Here is a 20072-nt window from a genome sequence, read left to right as displayed (position 1 = left end):
CCTTTATAGCAATATATACATTTGTTCTCTTTAATATAGAATTTCATTATTAATAAAATAAAACATAGTAGAAGGTTATATAAAATTATTAATTCATGGAACACTATAATTAGAGAGAGTATATAAGTTAGGAGGTATTAGTGTTTTGAAAAAGAAAGTAATTACTCTGATAGTATTTATTTTAACTAGTATATTATTATTAACTGGCTGCATGGAAGAGAAAGTTAAATTTTCATTGAAATTAAAAAAAGGTGATTCATATAGGATTGAAACGGGAATAGATCAAAAAGTTGTACAGGAAATAAATGGAAAAACGATAGAATTAAATTCAAAATATAATATAAGTTATTCATGTTTGGTTTCAGATGTTGATAACAATAAGAATGCGACTGTTCAAGTTACTTTTGATACCATAAATATGAAGAATGTGGTAAATAATGGACAAACGTTGGAATATAATTCAGGAGATCCTACTGCAAATATGGATAATTTGAATAGAGTATATTCTGCATTATTGGGAAAAAAATTTACGGTTAAGATAAGCGAAGATGGAAAAATAAAAGAAATAACTGGAATAGACGAAGTGATTAAAAGTATAATAACTGAACTAGATATAGAAAATCAGAAGCAAAGAGATGAAATACAAAAAGTTGTTATGGAGCAGTTTGGAAAGGATGCTTTAGGAAAGAAAGTGCAAAATATTACAGGTGCTTACCCTGATGAACCAGTTAAAGTAGGAGATTCATGGGAAAAGAAAATAGAAATATCCGAAGAATATCCTATAGAAGCAGAAAGTAAATATACACTTAAAGAAAGAAAGGATGAAATATCAGAAGTAACTGTAGCATCAAAACTAAAAACAAAAGAAGATGCAAAACCACTAATTTTGGCCAATATAAAGATTAATTATGAGTTTGAGGGAACACAAGATGGTGTAATAACTGTGGATGAAGAAACAGGTATAACAAAATATGTTGAAATGAATAGTAAATATTCAGGAACTATTAAATTTACTTCTGATGACCCTAACATAGGAGCTCAAACATTTCCTATATCTGTGGAAGCAAAAACAATAATTACTATATCTAAAAGATAAGCTAGTACATTGTAAATTATTAAATGTACATTATAATATATAGTAGGGGTTTTATTCCATAGGTTACCAGTTGCAAGATTTTGAAGTCTACAATTGTAAGTAATTATTAGTAGACACTACTGGATTACTATATATGATAGAGAAGGAGAGAGTGGGAAATGGAAGCAGTAGTAAATAAGTTTTTAAAATATGTTAAATATGATACTAAATCAGATGAGGAGAGTAATGTTACTCCAAGTACAGAAGGACAAAGAGTTCTTGCTAAAGAGTTAGCAAGGGAACTAAATGAAATGGGTATGAGTGATGTATCTGTAGATGATAATGGATATGTAATGGCAACACTTCCAGCTAATACAGATAAAGAGATTCCTACAATAGGATTTATAGCTCACATGGATACAGCACCAGATATGAGTGGAAAAGATGTTAATCCTAAAATTGTTGAAAACTATGATGGAAAAGATATAGTACTTAATGAGGAACAAAATATAGTATTAAAGGTTGAAGATTTTCCTGAAATTAAAGAATATGTAGGAAAAGATTTAATAACTACAGATGGAACAACTCTTTTGGGAGCTGATGATAAAGCAGGAGTAGCTGAAATTATGACAGCTGTAGAATATTTAATTAACCATCCTGAAATAAAGCATGGAACTATTAAGGTTGGATTTACGCCAGATGAAGAAATAGGTGCTGGTGCAGATCATTTTGATGTTGAGAAATTTAATGCAGATTTTGCATATACTGTAGATGGAGGAACTGTTGGAGAGCTTGAATATGAAAACTTTAATGCAGCTGGAGCTAAAATAACTATAAAAGGTAGAAATGTTCATCCAGGTAGTGCAAAAAACAAAATGATTAATTCTATGGTAATTGCAAATGAACTTATTTTCATACTTCCAGATGAAGAAACTCCAAGTCACACAGAGGGATACGAAGGCTTTTATCACCTTACTTCAATAAAGGGAGAAGTTGAAGAAACAAAGCTTAATTATATAATAAGAGATTTTGATAAAGATAAGTTTGAAGAAAGAAAATATATAATGTCTAGTGTAGTGAAAAGTTTAAATAAAAAATACGGAGAAGGTACTGTAGAACTAGATCTAAAGGATCAATACTATAATATGAAGGAAAAGGTTGAGCCAGTAAAACATATTGTAGATACTGCATTTAAAGCTATGGAAGAGTGTGAAGTGGTTCCAAAGGTAGTTCCTATAAGAGGAGGTACAGATGGAGCAAGACTTTCTTATATGGGTCTTCCAACTCCAAACTTATTTACAGGTGGACATAATTTCCATGGGAAATATGAATTTATTCCTACTTTTGCAATGGAAAAGGCTGTAGATGTAATTGTTAAAATAATAGAACTATATGCAAAATAAAAAAAGTAATAAAAAAATAATGTTGCATCGCAACATTATTTTTTTATTACTGTATACTTACTGCATACTTTTTTTTGCTTCCTGTAATAGTTCTTCATCTGTAAAGGGAGCACAAAATTTGAATAATTTTTCATGACCGCATTTTGCACAAGTACAAATGCAAACATCATAAGGAATATCATTTACTATATGTATTTCTAAATCTTCAGCTATATATGAATCTCCACAAACTTCACAAGGTGTAGAATTAATAATATCATATTCACTTTCAATGTATTTCATAATATCATGTAATACCATTTTTCTCCTCCAAATTCTATAGGATTACTTAATATAAATAATGGTATCACTAAGAAAACTTATTTTCAACAATAATCTAGATATATTAACTACTTATCTACTTTCCTTCCAGATGAATTTACCTTTACATTTACATGAACATCTATTTTAGCATTACAAAAACTTTCATCACTACCATACCCTTTTCCTCTACCGTACTTTGCTACAGCATATTTACCTAAATCTAGACAATCTATTTTATAGTTGTTTTTTATTTTAGATATTTCATTATTTAGAGCAGTTTCAAGTTGTTCTGCAAATATTTTTCCTACTTTTTCAGGTTCAGCTAAGGTTTTATTTTGTTCTACTAAAGAATTGACAGTTAAGTAACCGTTGAGATTAACAAAAATATCGTATTTTAAGTTTCCATTTTCTTTTGAAACTTTAACTTTTCTTTTGTTTTTACCATTAAAGTCAATATACTCTTCAGGTTTTTTAGAAGTTACACTTAAAAAACCTTTTCCATCACTTGATCTTAATAAATTTATTAGGCTAGCTTCCTCTAGAGATACTTTTACTATCATTTTATCACCTTTAAATAAAGCTAATCCTGTAATTTGTGGAATGTTTTCTTTTATTTGAATATAGGGAACAACTATATCTCTACCTTCCTGAGTATACATTCGCATAAATCTAAGTAAGTTAATATGTGGAGAGAAAAAATTAGCATTATGAGCGAATTCTAAGAGTCCGTGTAAATTTTCTGAAGTAGAAATAGCAAAAGGGGTTTTAAGAGAAAACACTTCTTTTGTTGACTGCTTGCTTACAGCAACAAAGCTTTTTTCATTTCTCATAAAGTCTCGTATGAAAGCGTCAAGTACATCTTTTACGCCAGCTCTAGCTCTTTCCTCACTAAATAGATAAACTTGTTCTGCACCTGTAACTAAGAATTTATTTTCTTTAACTTGACGTTCATTGATAGTAGTATATATAGTGTTACTTTTACCTTCTAATGCTACACTATCTATCTCATTATTACCTTTAAACACTAGTATTTCGAAGGTGCTAGAATATTGAGACTTTTTTTCTTCGTATGAATCATTTCCTATACCAACTACTATTCCTAACTTTTCTATAGGTTCATAACCAAAGCATCCAGAAAAAACTAAAGGTATAAATAAAATTAAAATCAAGAATTTAGATTTTTGCATTTGTTTTTCCTCCTACTCTTAAAAAAGTTAGTATAAAAGATATTACTGCCCATATAAAAATCAATAATGCAAGATAAGGAGTTACAATATCGACTACTTTTATTCTAAATGTATCGTAAATTGCAGCAATTAATGACAATATTAATATAAAAGGTAAAACTATATCACAGCTTTTTTTGTAGTTCAAGTTAAACATTTTAGAAATACTATAACAAAGAAAGAATTGTTCAATAGATAAAGTTATTATTATAACTGTACTCCAAATTATCATAAATAGAGCTGTAAAATCAGAAAAAATTGGAGGTTGCATTTGTTTAAATAAAAACAGAACGGGGAATTTAAGCTGTGAAGTTAGTTCCCATCCCAAATAATATATACTCATAAATACTGTAAAGGTATATAGTAATGCAGTCATTAAAGTAGCCCAAATACCAGATTTTTTAGTACTCTTTCTATTAGATATAGAAGCAATTATAAAGAAAGCTATTTCTGAACCTTGATAAGCAAATAAACTTTCAGGAACTGCAGATATAATCTTCTCAGTAGAATCAAAATAAGGCTGTAAATTAGTAATATATCCTCCATCAAGATAAACTATAGGAGTAAATATAATAATAAATATGAAATAAAGACAAAATTCACATAAACGTCCTATTATGGTAAGACCTTTTCTAGTGGTAGTTATGCTTAATAAAATTACTATGGATACTATTATAATATGAGGAAACATATCAGATATTGAGCTCTTTAGTATATTACTATAACCAGCTATAATGTCAGCTTGAAAGAAAAAGGAATCTATTATAAACATAAGCAATATTATATAACCTAGATATTTCCCGTATAGTTTTTTGATTATGTTCCAAAAATCATCATGATCCATTTTGTTATCTATATAAGAGGCTATAAGTAGGACAATAAGAGGATATAAACAGCCTATGAAGACAGATATCCATCCAGTTTGCTGAGCTTTTTTACATACATCTGATGCTAGAGATATAATTCCAACTCCTATAAAAGCGCTTAAAATAATAGAAGTATATTGTCTTTGAGTTATTTTGCTATTCATGTTTCTTCTCCTCAGTTTTAGTAAGTTCAAGTTAGATGTTTACGTTTGTTTTCCTCCTACTTCTAAAGAAAGTTAGTAGAAAAGATATTAATGCAAATATAAAAACCAATCCTGCAAGATAGGGAGAGGCAATACCTACTAGTTTTATCCTAAATGTATCGTAAATTGCAGCAATTAATGACATTATTAATAAAAAGGGTAAAACTATATCACAACTTTTTTTGTAGTTCAAGTTAAACAGTTTAGAAACACTATAACAAAGAAAAAATTGTTCAATAGATAAAGTTATCATTATAGTTGTACTCCAAATTATCATAAATATAGCTGTAAAATCAGAAAAAATTGGAGGGCGAACTTGTTTAAATAGAAATAGGAGGGGAAATTTAAGTTGTGAAGTTAGTTCCCATCCAAAATAGTATATAGTCATAAGTACTGTACAGGTGTATAGTACTGCAACTGTTAAACTAGCAACGATAGCAGATTTTTTAGTGCTTTTTCTGTTATATATAGAAGCAATTATAAAGAAAGATATTTCTGCTCCATTATAGGCTAATAAACTTTTAGGAACTGCAGAGAGAACAGTTTCACTAGAATTAAAATAAGGTTGTAAATTAGTAATATCTCCTCTACGAAGATAAACTATAGGAATAAATACCATAGGAATTATAAAATAAAGAGAAATTTCAGACAAGCGACCTATTATAGTAAGACCTTTTCTAGTGCTAGCTATGCTTAATAAAACTACTGTGGATACTATTATAACATGAGGAAACATGGTAGAAATTGAACTCTTTAATATATTGCTATAACTAGCTATAATGTCAGCTTGAAAGAAAAAGGAATTTATTATAAACATAAGCAATATTATACAACCTAGATATTTCCCATATAGTTTTTTGATTATGACCCAAAAATCATTATGATCCATTTTGTTATCTATATAAGAGGTTATAAGTAGGAGAATAAGAGGATATAAACATCCTATGAAAACAGATATCCATCCAGTTTGCTGGGCTTTTTCACATACATCTGATGCTAGAGACATAATTCCAACTCCTATAAAAGAACTTAGAATAATAGCTATATATTGCCTTTGAGTTATTTTACTATTCATTTTTTTTCTCCTTATTTTTAGTAAATTTAAAAATCTTAGGTTTTGAATTCAAATTTTTTAAAGGAGCTCTTAAAATAGTATCTCTTAGACCACTGCTTCTTAAAGGGGCAAAAGGAGAAAAATAAGGTATACCAAAAGAATCCTTACTAACTATGGATAGAAATATAATGTATAAACCTGATATTATTCCAAAAAAACCGAATAGTTTAGCCAAAATTATTAGAGGAAATCGTAAAAATCTAATAGTAATACTCATTTCATAGTTAGGTATAACAAAGGTTGAAATTACTCCTACTGCAACCACCACAAGGGTAACATAACTTACTATCCCTGCTTTAGTTGCAGCTTCTCCTAAAACTATACCACCAACTATACCAAGCGTTTGCCCTATAGGGGTAGGCAGTCTTATTCCCCCTTCTCTTAAAAACTCAATTATAAGTTCCATGGACAGTACTTCTAAAAATGGAGAAAGAGGTATTCCAAGTCTTGAGTTTATAAGTACTTTAATAAGGGGTAAAGGTAAAAATCTAACGTTATATTCCAATAAAGTAAGATATACAGGAGAAAGTAATAAAACAATAATAATAGCCGCAATTCTTAAAAGTCTATCAAAATTACCTAAAACTAATCTATTTGAATAGTCCTCAAAGGCTTGAAAAAATTCTATAAAAACTGCAGGTAATATAATTACTTGAGGAGAACCATTTAACATTATCACAGCTTTACCCTGAAGCATATCTGATATAGCTTTGCCTGGTTTTTCAGTTACTTTGGTTTCCGCAAAACTACAAAACGTATATTCTTCCATATGTTGAGATAAATAACCTACATCTGGGATATATGGAGCTTTTATGGATTTTAGTTTTTCTCTTATGTTATTTAATACTTTAGGGTCAATAATATTTTCTACATACATAAGGACTACATCTGTTTCGCTTTCATCTCCTATAATAAAACTTTCCATTTTGAAATTTTTATTTTTCAGTTTTTGCTGTATAAGTGCTATATTAATTTCTAAACTTTCAACAAAGGATTCTTTTCCACCTCTTATATCAGTTTCTATAGTTGATTCTGTGATAGATCTATAACTTCCCCCTATAGTGTTGCATATAATACAGGAATCATTATTTTCTGTTAATATAATACATTTACCATGTTTTAAGCTATAACATATATCATTTATATTTTGTGTTATTTTGCAATCATAACAAGATATATACCTTTGGGTAAGATAGGAACAAATATTTTCTCTATTATCTAATTCCTCATCTATTTTAAATAAAAGAGGATAAATTATACCACGTTCTATATACTCTTGGTTTGAAAGACCATTTATATACAAAATAACACATTTTATATTTCCTTTTAAAATTAAATCTCTAATTATAAAATTTGAATTTGAAGGTATTTTACTTGAAATTAAATCTATATTATTTTTAAAATTTTTTGTAAGAAGTGATTTTTCCATAATAATACCTCCATGTTTATATTTTTAATTAAAGAATTCTTCCTGTTTCAGTTAAATCAGAAGATGATACTACCAGGCAATTATTATCTCTTAAATTTCTAACTTGTACTGAATTTCTTTTTTCATTTATATCTTCAATCCATATAGGAACATTATTATATATAACCTCAATGTTTGATTCGGATTGCATTATTTTCTTGGCTCTATCTATGCTTAACATAAGGGCACCTCCTTTAAATTAGTGTTTGTAAGAATAATACATAATATACCATGTATATGGGAAATAGGTTGTTTTATTAATCAGGAAAATATTATATAATTATAAATAGTAATCATAAAATAATAAATATTGGAGGTAAAGGTAAAAAGATGAGAAAATATTGTAGAAATTTAGTTACTGTAAGTATGTTTGCTATGTTTGCTTTTCAACCAGTTTTTGTACAAGCTAAAAACATACCAGATGGTAAGAGTGTAGATAGTAATAAGGCATGGAAAATTAGATTTAGTGATTCAGTTGAAGTCAATGATAATGTAAAGAAGAGCATTGTAGTTAAGGATAGTAAAAATAATGAAGTAAAGGTTTCCATAACATCGGCTGATAATGGGGAAGCTATTTTAGTTAAATCACCTGTAAATGGATATAAAAAAGGCGAGAACTATGTTTTAACAATAGAAGATAAAATTTATTCTAAAAACAATAAAAAGTTAAATAAAAAAGTAGATTTTAAGTTTGATATTAAAAATGATATTGATATACCTGAAAATTCAAATATTGAATTAGGGAATACATCAGGTAATACTGTAAACCAAGGCTGGGTTACAGAAAAAGACGATTTTCTTTATTTTACTTCAAGTCAATATTGGGATGTAGCAGATTTATACAAAATGAAAAAAGATGGTACAGGGTTAACAAAAATAAATAAGAAAAAGATGTATTATGCATCAAATTTAAATATTGTAGGCGATTGGTTATATTATGAATTATTTGAGTCTGGCGAAAAAGATTGGCAAAATAATTTATATAAGGTAAAAACAGATGGTACAGGTGATACAAAAGTATTAGATAATGCAGAAAGTTGTGTTATTACAGGAGACAGTATATATTATGTGAATCGTTCAGATGAAAATAAATTATATAAAGCAGCTTTAGATGGAAGCAATAAAGTTAAGCTTTGTGATGATGAAGTTACAGAAATTAATTTAAGTGGAAATTGGATTATATATAATACAATAGATAATGAGTATTTTAAGAATCTTAGAGCAAGATACGTAGGAAGTATATATAAAATTAAGACAGATGGTACAAATAAGATTCAGCTTACAAAGAATGAAGGATATCATATAAACACAGTAGGAAATGAAGTTTATTATATAAATCATTCTGATAATAATAAAATTTATAAAGTTTCTCTAGATGGCAGTAAGGATATAAAAGTATCTGATGATTCTGCATTTTGTTTAAATGTTAATGATGGATGGATATATTATTCAAACGACTCAGATCCAATTAAAATGTCAACAGGATATTCAACTATGGAATGTGCAACACTATATAAGATGCAAATAGATGGAACACAAAAAACAAAGCTGCGTAATGTATTTTCAACAGATATAAATGTATCAGGAGAGTGGATTTATTATAAAGAGTATTTTGATACTGGAATGGGAAATGGTGAGATAAGAAAGAAAATTAATAAGAATGGTACAGGAGACAAAGATGTAGAATATTTCCAAGAACAACTTTAGAGAATTTTTTAACAATTCATATTGACATAAAGTTGAAGAAGTGATATTCTTTACGTGTAAACATTTTAAAACTTAATAAAGGATAGCTTTAATCCTTCAGGGCAGGGTGAAATTCCCGACCGGCGGTTATAGTCCGCGAGCAATAGTACAAGTTGTATTGTTGTTGATCTGGTGAGATTCCAGTACCGACAGTAAAGTCTGGATGGTAGAATGGATTAATGGATTTTGTATACTGATATCAATGTGAATTATTGTTGATTTATTCACATGCAGTTAATTTGTATAATTAAGCCCTGAAAATATAATTTTCAGGGCTTTTGTTTTTGGATTAATGTTGCGGATAAGTTAATAATTTCAATTCATAGGTGTTAATATATATGCCCACACATTTTTAATTCTCATAAGGGCATCATATCTAATAATCAATTAAATTTTCTTCCATCAAAAAATCCCTTAAGTTAAAGTTATTGAAATCTAAAATTTAATATAAATTAATTTTATAAAATTCGAGGTGATTTAATGGACCAAGAATATATGAAAAGAGCTATTGAGTTAGCTAAAAGAGGAGAAGGATATACTAAGCCTAACCCTTTAGTTGGTGCCGTTATCGTTAAAGATAATAAAATAATCGGAGAAGGCTACCATGAATTTTATGGAGGACCTCATGCAGAAGTAAATGCTTTTAGAAATGCCGTAGAAGATGTTAATGGTGCAAAGATGTATGTTACTTTAGAGCCATGTTCTCATTATGGCAAAACTCCACCTTGTGCCTTGGCTATTGTTAAAAATGGCATAAAAGAAGTAGTAATTGGTATGAAGGATCCTAATCCGCTGGTAGCGGGAAGAGGCATAAGTATATTAGAAGAAGCAGGTATAAAGGTAACATGTGGTGTTCTTGAAGATGAAGTAAAAGAGCTTAATGATATTTTTATAAAATATATAACTACAAAGCTTCCTTTTGGCATAATGAAAACTGCTATGACCTTAGATGGAAAGATAGCTGCCTATACTGGTGATTCAAAATGGATTACAAATGAATTATCTAGAAAGTATGTGCATCAAATAAGAAATAGAGTATCTGCAATAATGGTGGGTATCGGAACTGTTTTGGCAGATGACCCTAAACTTACTACTAGGTTAGAAGAAAAAGAAGGTGCTGATCCAATTAGAGTAATTGTAGACAGCAGTGGAAGAATATCACTAGAAGCAAAAGTTTTAAATCTTAATTCAGAAGCAAAAACTATTGTTGTAGTTACTGAGAGGGCAAGCAAAGAGAAAATCAAGGAGATAGAGAAAAAAGGAGCAGAGGTAATAATAACACCTACCAAGAATGGTAGAGTTGATCTTAAGCATTTGATGAAAGAATTAGGAGAAAGAGATATAGATAGTGTTTTGTTAGAAGGAGGAAGTACTCTTAATTATTCAGCTTTAGATGAAGGTATTGTAGATAAGGTAATTTCTTTTATAGCTCCTAAAATTGTTGGAGGGGAAAAAGCCAAAACTCCTGTAGGAGGAAATGGTAGAGAATACATGAGAGATGCTATTACTTTTGGAAATATGAAAGTATCAAGATTTGGAGAAGATGTGATGATAGAAGCTTATATAAAAAGGGGTGAGTAGAAAAGTTGTTTACAGGACTAGTTGAGGAAATAGGAACAATTGATACAGTAACCAAAGGGGTAAAATCTGCAAAGATAAAAATAAAGGCAGAGAAGGTTCTTGCGGGTGTAAAGCTTGGAGACAGCATAAGTACCAATGGTGTATGTCTTACTGTAACAGAGTTTAGCAAGAACAGTTTTGTGGTAGATGTTATGGCAGAAACTATGAGAAGAAGTAGTTTAGATAACTTAAAAAAAGGTGACAAAGTTAATTTAGAAAGAGCTTTAAGGGTAGGAGACAGATTAGGAGGACACTTAGTTAGTGGTCATATTGATGGGGTTGGTGCAATAAAGAAATTTGAAGAAGAGGATAATGCTACATGGGTAAGTATAGGAGCTTCTAGTAACATTCTTAAATACATAGTTATGAAGGGATCAATAGCTATTGATGGAGTAAGTTTAACAGTAGCTTATGTGGACAATGAAATTTTTAAAGTTTCTATAATTCCTCATACTAAGGATGAAACTACACTTTTAAAAAAGAAGGTAGGAGATACGGTTAATTTAGAATGTGACATGATTGGGAAATATGTTGCGAAGCTTTTAGGACATAGTGAAGAAGAGGAAAAACCTAAAAGTTCAATTGATATGAATTTTTTAAAAGAAAATGGATTTTTATAAGGGGAGTGTGTAAAAATGGAAGAAATTAGATTTAATACTATAGAAGAAGCAATAGAAGATGTGAAAAATGGGAAAATAGTAGTTGTTGTAGATGATGAGGACAGAGAAAATGAAGGCGATTTATTGATGGCTGCTGAAAAAGCCACTCCAGAAGCTATAAACTTTATGGCTAAGTACGGACGAGGATTAATATGCATGCCTATGACAGGGGAAAGATTAAGTAAGCTAGATTTAAATCAAATGGTATCTAACAATACAGATGCAAAAGGAACTGCTTTTACAGTATCTATAGATGCTGTAGGAACAACTACAGGAATTTCAGCTCATGAAAGAGCAATGACAGTTTTAAAGGCTGTAGAGGAAGATGCAAAACCAGAAGATTTCCAAAGACCAGGTCATATATTTCCACTTCAAGCTAGAGAAGGTGGAGTTTTAAAAAGAGCAGGACATACTGAGGCTGCTGTAGACCTTGCAAAGTTAGCAGGACTTAAGCCAGCAGGAGTTATATGTGAAATAATGAGTGAAGATGGAACTATGGCAAGAGTTCCAGAACTTATGAAATATGTTAAAGAACACGATTTAAAGATTGTAACTATTGCTGATTTGATTGCTTATAGAAGAAAAAATGAAACCTTAATAGAAAGAGAAGGAGAAGCAAATTTACCTACAAAATATGGAGAATTCAAAATAGTAGGGTACAGAGAAAAATTAACTGGAAAAGAACATGTTGCTTTAGTTAAAGGTGATGTAGAAAATGGAGATCCTGTGCTAATCAGAGTACATTCAGAATGTTTAACAGGAGATGTGTTAGGTTCTCTAAGATGTGACTGTGGGGATCAGTTAGCTGCGGCTTTGACTGCAATTAATAAAGAAGGAAGAGGAATTCTTCTGTATATGAGACAAGAAGGAAGAGGAATAGGTCTTGTTAATAAGATAAAAGCTTATGCACTTCAGGACCAAGGTATGGATACTGTAGAAGCTAATGTAGCATTAGGTTTTGCACCAGATTTAAGAGACTATGGAATTGGAGCACAAATACTTGAAAATCTTGGAGTTAAAGAAGTAAGACTTATGACTAATAATCCTAAAAAAGTGTCAGGAATAACAGGCTATGGAATAGAGATAGTTGAAAGAGTGCCTATTGAAATGGAATTTAATAAATCAAATATATTTTATTTAAAAACTAAAAAAGAAAAAATGGAGCATATGTTATGTTTCGACAAATTAGAGGAGGAAGAGTAAGATGAGAGTTTATGAAGGAAATTTAATTGGAGAAGGTTTAAAATTTGGAATAGTATTAGGAAGATTTAATGAATTTATAGGAAGTAAATTATTAGATGGTGCATTAGATGCCTTAAAACGTCATGGAGTTAAAGAGGAAGATATAGAGCTTACATGGGTACCAGGAGCTTTTGAAATACCTCTAGTTGCAAAGAAAATGGCTAAGTCTAGTAAATATGATGGAGTTATATGCTTAGGAGCTGTTATCAAAGGAGCTACTGCTCATTTTGAGTATGTATCTAGCGAAGTATCAAAGGGAATTGCACATGTAGGTTTAGAAACAGAGGTTCCTGTAATATTTGGAGTGCTTACTACAGATACTATAGAACAAGCAATTGAAAGAGCAGGAACTAAAGCAGGAAATAAAGGATATGAATCTGCAATAACTGCTATTGAAATGGCTAATATATTAAAACAATTTTAGTATAATATAAACTGACTGTATATTTACAGTCAGTTTATTACTTTACGGAAAGGAAGAAATATATGGATATTTTCAAAAACGTAAAAACAATTTTCTTTGATTATGATGGAACACTTCATGACAGCATGAATATTTATAAGCCAGCTTTAAACAAAGCATATTCATATTTGGTAGAAGAGGGATTAGCAGAGCCTAGAGACTTAAAAGATGAAGAGATTAAATATTGGCTTGGCTTTAACAGTATAGATATGTGGGCAAAATTTATGCCAGAGCTTTCTAAAGAAATGCAGACTAAAGCTAGAAAAATGGTTGGAGCAGAAATGAAATCATTAGTTGAGCAGAAAAAAGCGGCTTTATATGAAGGAGCTTTAGAAACATTAGAATATTTAAAATCAAAAGGATATCGTTTGGTGTTTGTAAGTAACTGCAGCCATTATTATAAAGACATGCATAATGAAGCTTTTAATTTAGATAAATACTTTGAAGAACTAGCTTGTGCACAGCAGTATGAATACATACCTAAATATGAGTTTTTAGCAAAGGTTATGACAAAGTATCCTAAAAATATGGTGATTGTAGGAGATAGACATCATGATATGAAGGCAGGAAAAATGAATAATATATATACTATAGGTTGTGATTATGGTTTTGGATTAGAAGGAGAGCTTGATGAGGCAGATATAATAATAAAAGATATAAGGGAGCTAAAAGAATATTTATAGTTTGCAGAGTTAGCCATATGTTTAATTAGGATAGTTATAGGAGTTTTTTAAAGCTTTGATTACTATCCTTTTATTTATAATAAAGTAAAAAAAATCAGTTTTTATCTAATTCTTAAATCCTCCTTAAAAATTCCTTAAATTAACTATAATAATATTTAATTTAGCATAGTATTGAGTATAATAATAATAAATAACTAACTAAATAACTAACTAAATAACTAACTAATTAACTGCAGTTAGTTATTTATTATTTGATTATTAGATGTAAGATGATTTGATTGTATATGGAGGATACTTAAATGAAAAGAAAAATAGTATCTGTAATTGTTATAACAGTAATTGTAGCAGGAATAATATTATTATATGCTTCAGGAATTATATTTGGAGTATTAGAATCAAGAATAAATCGTATGTTTTTAGTACTAGTTATAGGGGCGACCTTGGCAGTGGTAGGGGCATTAATTTATACTGCGATAGAAAGAATTAAGGAAATAAAGGAGGAAGATGAGGATGATCTTAGTAAGTACTGATTATATATCAGGAAAAGAGCTTGAGACTTTATCTATAGTAAAAGGTTCAGTTGTTAATTCTAAAAATGTGGGAAAAGATATTTTGAGTGGTCTTAAAACACTAGTTGGTGGAGAAATTGCAGCTTATACCGAAATGATGAATGAAGCTAGAGCTATTGCTACAAAGCGTATGGTTCAGGAAGCTCAATCTTTAGGTGCAGACGGAATTATAAATATTAGGTATGCAACAAGTGCAATAATGCAGGGTTCTGCAGAAGTGATAGTTTATGGTACAGCAGTAAAGTTTAAGTAACCAGTTACTAGTGATTAGTAACCAGTTAATAATATTTTATTTTTAAATTTATATTTAGGGGCAGTTTACAATTTTACTTAATTATAGTATAAATTTTGAAACTGTCTATTATTTTGCCATACATCATGAATATTTATCATATATATTAATAAATTCCATATAAGGATAGGGTGATATATTATGATAAATATTATTTGGTTTTTCTTATTGATTTTTGGAATAATATTTGGACTTGTTACTGGTAAAGGAGATATTATATCAAAATCAATAATAGATTCTACAGAAGCATCAGTTGAATTATTAATAGGACTCATAGGAATGATGTGCCTTTGGAGCGGAATTATGAAAATTGCTCAAAGGAGTGGAGTTACAGAGAAATTAGCAAAGGTTCTAAAGCCTATATTAAATTTACTTTTTAAAGATGTTTCAAAAAATGAAAATGCTATGGGAAGTATATTATTAAATTTAACCTCTAATATGTTAGGGCTTTCTAATGCAGCAACTCCTTTTGGAATTAAAGCTATGGAAGAACTTGAGAAGGTAAATCCTAAAAAGGATACTGCAACTAATGATATGGCGCTTTTCTTAGTGATTAATGCAGCTTGCATTCAACTTTTACCAACATCTGTTATTTCTATGAGAGCGGCTTGTGGTTCAAAGAATCCAGGAATTATAATCATACCAGCTATAATTGCAACAGGTACTGCGGCAATTATGGGAATAATATATTGCAAAATACTAGAGAGATTTTTTTAATTTGATAAATTATTGATTAAAAAGTGGGAGGGGTTTAATGCAATATATTATTATTTCTATAATTCCTATATTGATGGGATTCATAGTAATTTACGGGATGGCTAAGGGTGTAAAGGTTTATGAGTGTTTTGTAGAAGGAGCTAAAGAGGGACTTACGTTATGCTTTAACATATATCCATATTTACTAGCAATGCTTTTAGGAGTAGGTGTATTTAGAGAATCAGGAGCTTTAGGATATTTCATAGAGCTTATAAAGCCTATAGTTAAATTTATAGGACTTCCACCAGAGGTTGTTCCACTTGTAATGGTAAAGCCTTTATCAGGTAGTGGAGCTCAGGGTATTTATATGGATATATTAAATCAATATGGAGCTGATACATATATAGGTCTTGTAGCTTCAATAATAATAGGTTCTACAGAAACTATATTTTATACACTAACAGTTTATTATGGTGCTGTAAATATAAAGAAAATAAGACATACTCTTTGGGCAGCTATAATGGCTGATTTAACTGCAGTAGTAGCAGCAGTTACTATAGCAAGAATTATGTTCAAGTAACTATAGATATAATCAATAAAAGGTATAAAATAACTTATAATAATGTAATTTATAATTGATAATGAGTTAATAATAATATATAATGGAGTTATAAAAGAGATTTTGGGGTTTGGGAATTGGGGGGAATAAAAATGAAAAAAACAGAAATAACTTATGGTGTTAAAGAAAAAGGACTTGAATCTAACAAATTAATCTTAGGAGTAAGCTTGGGAGCATGCTTTGGAGCTATTTTTGGTAAAATAATATTAGCAGTTATAATTGGACTAGCTGCAGGAATAATATTAGGGATTGTTTCTCATAATTAATACAAATGAATAGTTTGAAATTATTTACGGATAAAAGGTGAGGAGAAGAACTATGATTGAGATAACAAATGTAACAAAGAGCTACAATGGAAAGGTAAAAGCTGTAGATAACTTGAATTTAACTATTCCAGATGGAGAGATTTTTGGGTTCTTAGGACCAAATGGAGCAGGTAAAACTACTACTATAAAGATGATTACAGGAATTTCAAATTCTGATTCTGGAAGTATAAAAATAAATGGAATAGATATAAAGGAAAGTCCACTTGAAGTAAAAAAACAATTTGGTTTTGTGCCAGACAGTCCAGATATGTTTTTAAGACTTAAAGGATTAGAATATTTGAATTTTATGGCAGATATATATGGTGTGCAAAAAGAAGAGAGAAAAAGAAGAATAGAAAGTCTAGCAGAAAGATTTGAAATGACTACTGCTTTAGGAGATCAGATTCAAAGTTACTCTCACGGTATGAGACAGAAAATAGTAATAATGGGAGTTTTAATTCATGAACCACCAGTATGGATTCTTGACGAGCCTATGACAGGGCTTGACCCAAAATCATCATATACATTAAAACAAATGATGAGAGAACATGCCGATAGTGGTAAAACAGTATTTTTCTCAACTCATGTTTTAGAAGTTGCAGAAAAGATTTGTGATAGAGTTGCAATTATAAATAAAGGAAAGATATTATTTTGCGGAAAGATTCAGGATATGAGAGAACATGCTAAAGAAAACGAATCCTTAGAAAAAATGTTCTTGGAGATGACAGAAGATGAGTAGGTTTATAGCATTAACTAAAGTATTATTAAAAACTAGCGGGGATTTTTGGGGTAATAAAAAAAGTGATAAAAATAGTAAATTAAAATCTATTTCACTAAAATTATTATTGGCAGCATGTTTCCTTCCTTTAGCAATAATGATGGGGGAGTTTGTTTCATCACTTTATGAGGGACTTTCTTTCATTAATCAACAGGGTGTTATTTTAAGCTTTGGTTTTGTTTTAGTAAGTTTAGTGGCATTCTTCTTTGGTATTTTTTATGTTATGGGAACTTTTTATTTTTCTATGGACATAGATAATTTATTACCTTTGCCCTTTAGACCGTCAGAAATATTAGGGGCAAAATTTGTTGTAGTTTTAATTTATGAATATATCACTGAATTATTAGTACTGCTGCCAATTATAATAGTTTATGGATTCGAAAGTGGTGCTGGTGCTTTATATTATATATTTAGTACATTAATTTTTTTAACATTACCAATAATACCTCTTGTATTAGCTTCTGTAATAGTTATGGTTATTATGAGGTTTACAGGTATAGCTAAAAACAAAGATAGATTTAGGATAGTAGGAGGTATTCTGATACTATTTTTAAGTTTGGGAATCAATATATTTATTCAGAGAACTTCCCAAAGTACTTTAAATCCAGAGACGCTTCAGCAAATGTTTGTAGAAGGCAATAATTCTTTGGTGAATATTGTATCAGGAATGTTCCCAAGTTCTAAAATTGCTTCATTAGCTGTATTAGAAAGCAGTAATATAACAGGAATTACAAATATGGCAATTTTTATAGCTATGTCAATTTTAGCTATAGGTATATTTATAGTTGTAGGAGAAGGGCTATATCTAAAAGGTGTAGTGGGAATTTCTGAGACTAAATCAAAGAGAAAAAAATTAAGTGAAGCTGAAATTGATAAAATAGTAGTTCAAAACTCAGTATTTAAAACATACTTAATTAAGGAATTAAAAATATTATTTAGAACACCAGCATATTTTATGAATTGCGTATTAATGAATTTTTTATGGCCAGTATTTTTACTTATACCAATGCTGGCAAGTCCTCAAGGAATAGGAAACTTCAAAGAATTAGGAATGGTGATAAATAATCCAAGAATAGCTGCTTTAGTTGTTGTAGTTGGCTTTGCTTTAATAGTATTTATAACCTCAAATAGTCCAATAGCTTGTACTAGCATATCAAGAGAGGGTAAGAATTTTTATATTAATAAGTACTTGCCTATTAGCTATAAAAAACAAATAGTTGCAAAAGTCTTATCAGCATTTATTCTGGGAATTATAAGTATGGTCATGCTTTTGGTAGCTTTATTAATCTTATTTGAACCTCCAAAGATTATAGTTGTGTTAATTGGATTGGTAAGTTTACTAGGAATTTTATTCAGTAATTTTGTTGGTATACTTATCGATTTATATAGACCTAAATTAGATTGGGATAATGAGCAAAAGGCTGTAAAACAAAATATGAACATATTACTAAACTCACTTCCTTGTGTTTTAATAGCTGCTATTACAGTATTTATTGTATTTAAGTTTAAGTTAAGTCTAGTAACAGCTACTATATTAATTATAGGGGTATTTGGTACTATAGATTTTATGCTTTTTAGAGTTCTTATGACTAAAGGAGTTCAAATATACAATAATATAAACAACTAGTAATAAAGAATAATGTTGATTCTAGGCATTATTCTTTATCCTTTTATACGAACTAATAATGCTATAGAAGATACATATATGATTGAAAATATTACTGTAAGGGGTATCACTTTTCCAAAAAAGTTTCTTCTCATAACTTCATTAGTAAAAAATAGTGGTAAACAAATTAATATAGGATAAATAAAAAAGTAAATTTTTTTCGGATTCGTTTTTTTCATAAAATCCTTTAGGATAGTAACTACAATAAAGTATTGTATAGTTATAGTTTTAAGTATAATAAAACTCCATGAAAGTACAAAAAGATATCTAAAATTGTTTATAAGAGGTATATCTATAATTTCTGATGCAGATAAAAAAGGCCATAAACTTTTACTAGTTACATCCAATGAAAAATAATATATTGTTATAAATATAATCCATATATATATAAACGCAGTTAAAGATACTGCTTTAAGTGATGAGATTTTTATTTTATTTTTATCATTTATGTAAGGATATATTAAGAATAAGACTTCTATACCTGTATATGAAAATACTGTTTCTATACTCCCTTTTAATATATTACTTAATCCTGAGCCAAAGATAGGTAGTAAATTTAAAATACTTGATTTGTTAAGAGCGAATAATGGAAGGAATATTAATGGTAAAGTTATATAAAAAATGATTTCGCACATTTTACCAATTACCTGTATACCTTTAGAGGCAGTATATAGACACACAGTAGTTATAACAATTATCAATTTTAGAGGAGTTAAAAATTCAGCAGTAAATACTCTAGTTAAATTGGTATATCCTGAAGATACTCCGAATGAATATATCGTAAACTGAATTAAAAATAATAAATTTAATATACTTCCCAAAAAATTTCCAAAATATTTCTTGCTCAAAAATAGTATATTATGGTTAGGATATTTTTTACTTACGTATATACATATAAGGCTAATATATAATGGATATACTGCTCCTAGGGCAGTAGATATCCATGAGTCCTGCTGTGAAATTTTTACTAAAGTATTAGGTAAACTTAAAATTCCAAGACCCAACATTGTACCTAACACTGTAAAAATAAATTGACTTGGAGTCAAAATGTCATTTTTTATCTTATTTATCATAAT

22 protein-coding genes and 1 riboswitch are annotated in these 20072 nt (G+C 29.3%); of the genes, 15 read left to right on the top strand and 7 right to left on the bottom strand.

The window, feature by feature from the left end:
• Positions 1-145: 145 nt before the first annotated feature.
• Positions 146-1096, top strand: a complete 951-nt coding sequence (locus tag OXH55_RS05935) for a DUF6263 family protein (protein ID WP_268048784.1) — start codon at positions 146-148, stop codon at positions 1094-1096.
• Positions 1097-1254: 158 nt separating this feature from the next.
• The gene (pepT, locus tag OXH55_RS05930; RefSeq protein ID WP_268048782.1) at positions 1255-2478 is read left to right on the top strand and encodes a peptidase T; all 1224 of its coding nucleotides are present in this window, start codon (positions 1255-1257) and stop codon (positions 2476-2478) included.
• Between the two features lie 57 nt (positions 2479-2535).
• On the opposite strand, the gene OXH55_RS05925 is transcribed toward pepT, so the two are convergent.
• The 6 genes from OXH55_RS05925 to OXH55_RS05900 all read right to left on the bottom strand — a co-directional run bounded on the left by OXH55_RS05925 (position 2536) and on the right by OXH55_RS05900 (position 7839).
• The gene (locus tag OXH55_RS05925) at positions 2536-2778 is read right to left on the bottom strand and encodes a metal-binding protein (protein WP_268048780.1); all 243 of its coding nucleotides are present in this window, start codon (positions 2776-2778) and stop codon (positions 2536-2538) included.
• A gap of 89 nt (positions 2779-2867) precedes the next feature.
• Positions 2868-3968: a Ger(x)C family spore germination protein gene (locus OXH55_RS05920; RefSeq protein ID WP_268048778.1), complete on the bottom strand. Its 1101-nt coding sequence runs from the start codon at positions 3966-3968 to the stop codon at positions 2868-2870.
• Positions 3955-5037 carry a GerAB/ArcD/ProY family transporter gene (locus OXH55_RS05915; RefSeq protein WP_268048777.1) on the bottom strand — a complete coding sequence of 361 codons (1083 nt, stop codon included), beginning with the start codon at positions 5035-5037 and terminating at the stop codon, positions 3955-3957. Before OXH55_RS05915 ends, OXH55_RS05920 begins: the two co-directional genes overlap by 14 nt.
• Positions 5038-5068: 31 nt before the next feature.
• The gene (locus tag OXH55_RS05910; protein ID WP_268048776.1) at positions 5069-6151 is read right to left on the bottom strand and encodes a GerAB/ArcD/ProY family transporter; all 1083 of its coding nucleotides are present in this window, start codon (positions 6149-6151) and stop codon (positions 5069-5071) included.
• Entirely contained in the window at positions 6144-7619 is a 1476-nt protein-coding gene (locus tag OXH55_RS05905) for a spore germination protein (RefSeq protein ID WP_268048774.1), read from the bottom strand. The genes OXH55_RS05910 and OXH55_RS05905 overlap by 8 nt, the downstream gene beginning before the upstream one ends.
• 28 nt (positions 7620-7647) lie before the next feature.
• A complete protein-coding gene (locus tag OXH55_RS05900; protein WP_268048772.1) occupies positions 7648-7839 on the bottom strand; it encodes an H-type small acid-soluble spore protein in 192 nt (63 codons plus the stop codon).
• Between the two features lie 149 nt (positions 7840-7988).
• Here OXH55_RS05900 and OXH55_RS05895 point away from each other — a divergent pair, with 149 nt between their 5' ends.
• From OXH55_RS05895 to OXH55_RS05835, 13 genes are all read left to right on the top strand, one after another.
• The gene (locus tag OXH55_RS05895) at positions 7989-9365 is read left to right on the top strand and encodes a DUF5050 domain-containing protein (protein ID WP_268048770.1); all 1377 of its coding nucleotides are present in this window, start codon (positions 7989-7991) and stop codon (positions 9363-9365) included.
• An 88-nt stretch (positions 9366-9453) separates the two neighbouring features.
• Positions 9454-9584, top strand: a riboswitch (FMN riboswitch).
• 300 nt (positions 9585-9884) lie between these two features.
• Entirely contained in the window at positions 9885-10985 is a 1101-nt protein-coding gene (gene ribD / locus OXH55_RS05890; RefSeq protein WP_268048768.1) for a bifunctional diaminohydroxyphosphoribosylaminopyrimidine deaminase/5-amino-6-(5-phosphoribosylamino)uracil reductase RibD, read from the top strand.
• Positions 10986-10990: 5 nt separating this feature from the next.
• Positions 10991-11644, top strand: a complete 654-nt coding sequence (gene ribE, locus OXH55_RS05885; RefSeq protein WP_268048766.1) for a riboflavin synthase — start codon at positions 10991-10993, stop codon at positions 11642-11644.
• A 15-nt stretch (positions 11645-11659) separates the two neighbouring features.
• Entirely contained in the window at positions 11660-12886 is a 1227-nt protein-coding gene (locus OXH55_RS05880; RefSeq protein ID WP_268048764.1) for a bifunctional 3,4-dihydroxy-2-butanone-4-phosphate synthase/GTP cyclohydrolase II, read from the top strand.
• A 1-nt stretch (position 12887) separates the two neighbouring features.
• Positions 12888-13349, top strand: coding sequence for a 6,7-dimethyl-8-ribityllumazine synthase (gene ribH / locus OXH55_RS05875; protein WP_268048762.1), 462 nt, complete (start codon positions 12888-12890; stop codon positions 13347-13349).
• A gap of 62 nt (positions 13350-13411) precedes the next feature.
• On the top strand, positions 13412-14071 hold the full coding sequence (locus OXH55_RS05870) for an HAD family hydrolase (protein WP_268048760.1): 660 nt from the start codon (positions 13412-13414) through the stop codon (positions 14069-14071).
• A gap of 299 nt (positions 14072-14370) precedes the next feature.
• Positions 14371-14601: a hypothetical protein gene (locus tag OXH55_RS05865; RefSeq protein ID WP_268048758.1), complete on the top strand. Its 231-nt coding sequence runs from the start codon at positions 14371-14373 to the stop codon at positions 14599-14601.
• On the top strand, positions 14582-14893 hold the full coding sequence (locus OXH55_RS05860; RefSeq protein ID WP_268048756.1) for a YbjQ family protein: 312 nt from the start codon (positions 14582-14584) through the stop codon (positions 14891-14893). Before OXH55_RS05865 ends, OXH55_RS05860 begins: the two co-directional genes overlap by 20 nt.
• A gap of 180 nt (positions 14894-15073) precedes the next feature.
• Positions 15074-15649, top strand: a complete 576-nt coding sequence (locus OXH55_RS05855; protein WP_268048754.1) for a nucleoside recognition domain-containing protein — start codon at positions 15074-15076, stop codon at positions 15647-15649.
• A gap of 37 nt (positions 15650-15686) precedes the next feature.
• Positions 15687-16208, top strand: a complete 522-nt coding sequence (locus OXH55_RS05850) for a spore maturation protein (RefSeq protein ID WP_268048752.1) — start codon at positions 15687-15689, stop codon at positions 16206-16208.
• A gap of 131 nt (positions 16209-16339) precedes the next feature.
• On the top strand, positions 16340-16513 hold the full coding sequence (locus OXH55_RS05845; RefSeq protein WP_268048750.1) for a glycine zipper domain-containing protein: 174 nt from the start codon (positions 16340-16342) through the stop codon (positions 16511-16513).
• A 52-nt stretch (positions 16514-16565) separates the two neighbouring features.
• Positions 16566-17291, top strand: a complete 726-nt coding sequence (locus OXH55_RS05840) for an ABC transporter ATP-binding protein (RefSeq protein WP_268048748.1) — start codon at positions 16566-16568, stop codon at positions 17289-17291.
• The gene (locus OXH55_RS05835; protein ID WP_268048746.1) at positions 17284-18957 is read left to right on the top strand and encodes a putative ABC transporter permease subunit; all 1674 of its coding nucleotides are present in this window, start codon (positions 17284-17286) and stop codon (positions 18955-18957) included. Before OXH55_RS05840 ends, OXH55_RS05835 begins: the two co-directional genes overlap by 8 nt.
• Before the next feature lie 35 nt (positions 18958-18992).
• Here OXH55_RS05835 and OXH55_RS05830 read toward each other — a convergent pair whose 3' ends face one another.
• The gene (locus OXH55_RS05830) at positions 18993-20069 is read right to left on the bottom strand and encodes a GerAB/ArcD/ProY family transporter (RefSeq protein WP_268048744.1); all 1077 of its coding nucleotides are present in this window, start codon (positions 20067-20069) and stop codon (positions 18993-18995) included.
• Between the last annotated feature and the right edge of the window lie 3 nt (positions 20070-20072).

The organism is Clostridium ganghwense (genome assembly GCF_026735165.1).
GTDB classification, from domain to species: domain Bacteria; phylum Bacillota; class Clostridia; order Clostridiales; family Clostridiaceae; genus Clostridium_H; species Clostridium_H ganghwense.
The sequence above is the reverse complement of the archived record's forward strand: the minus strand, read 5'-3'. Positions and strand labels throughout refer to the sequence as shown.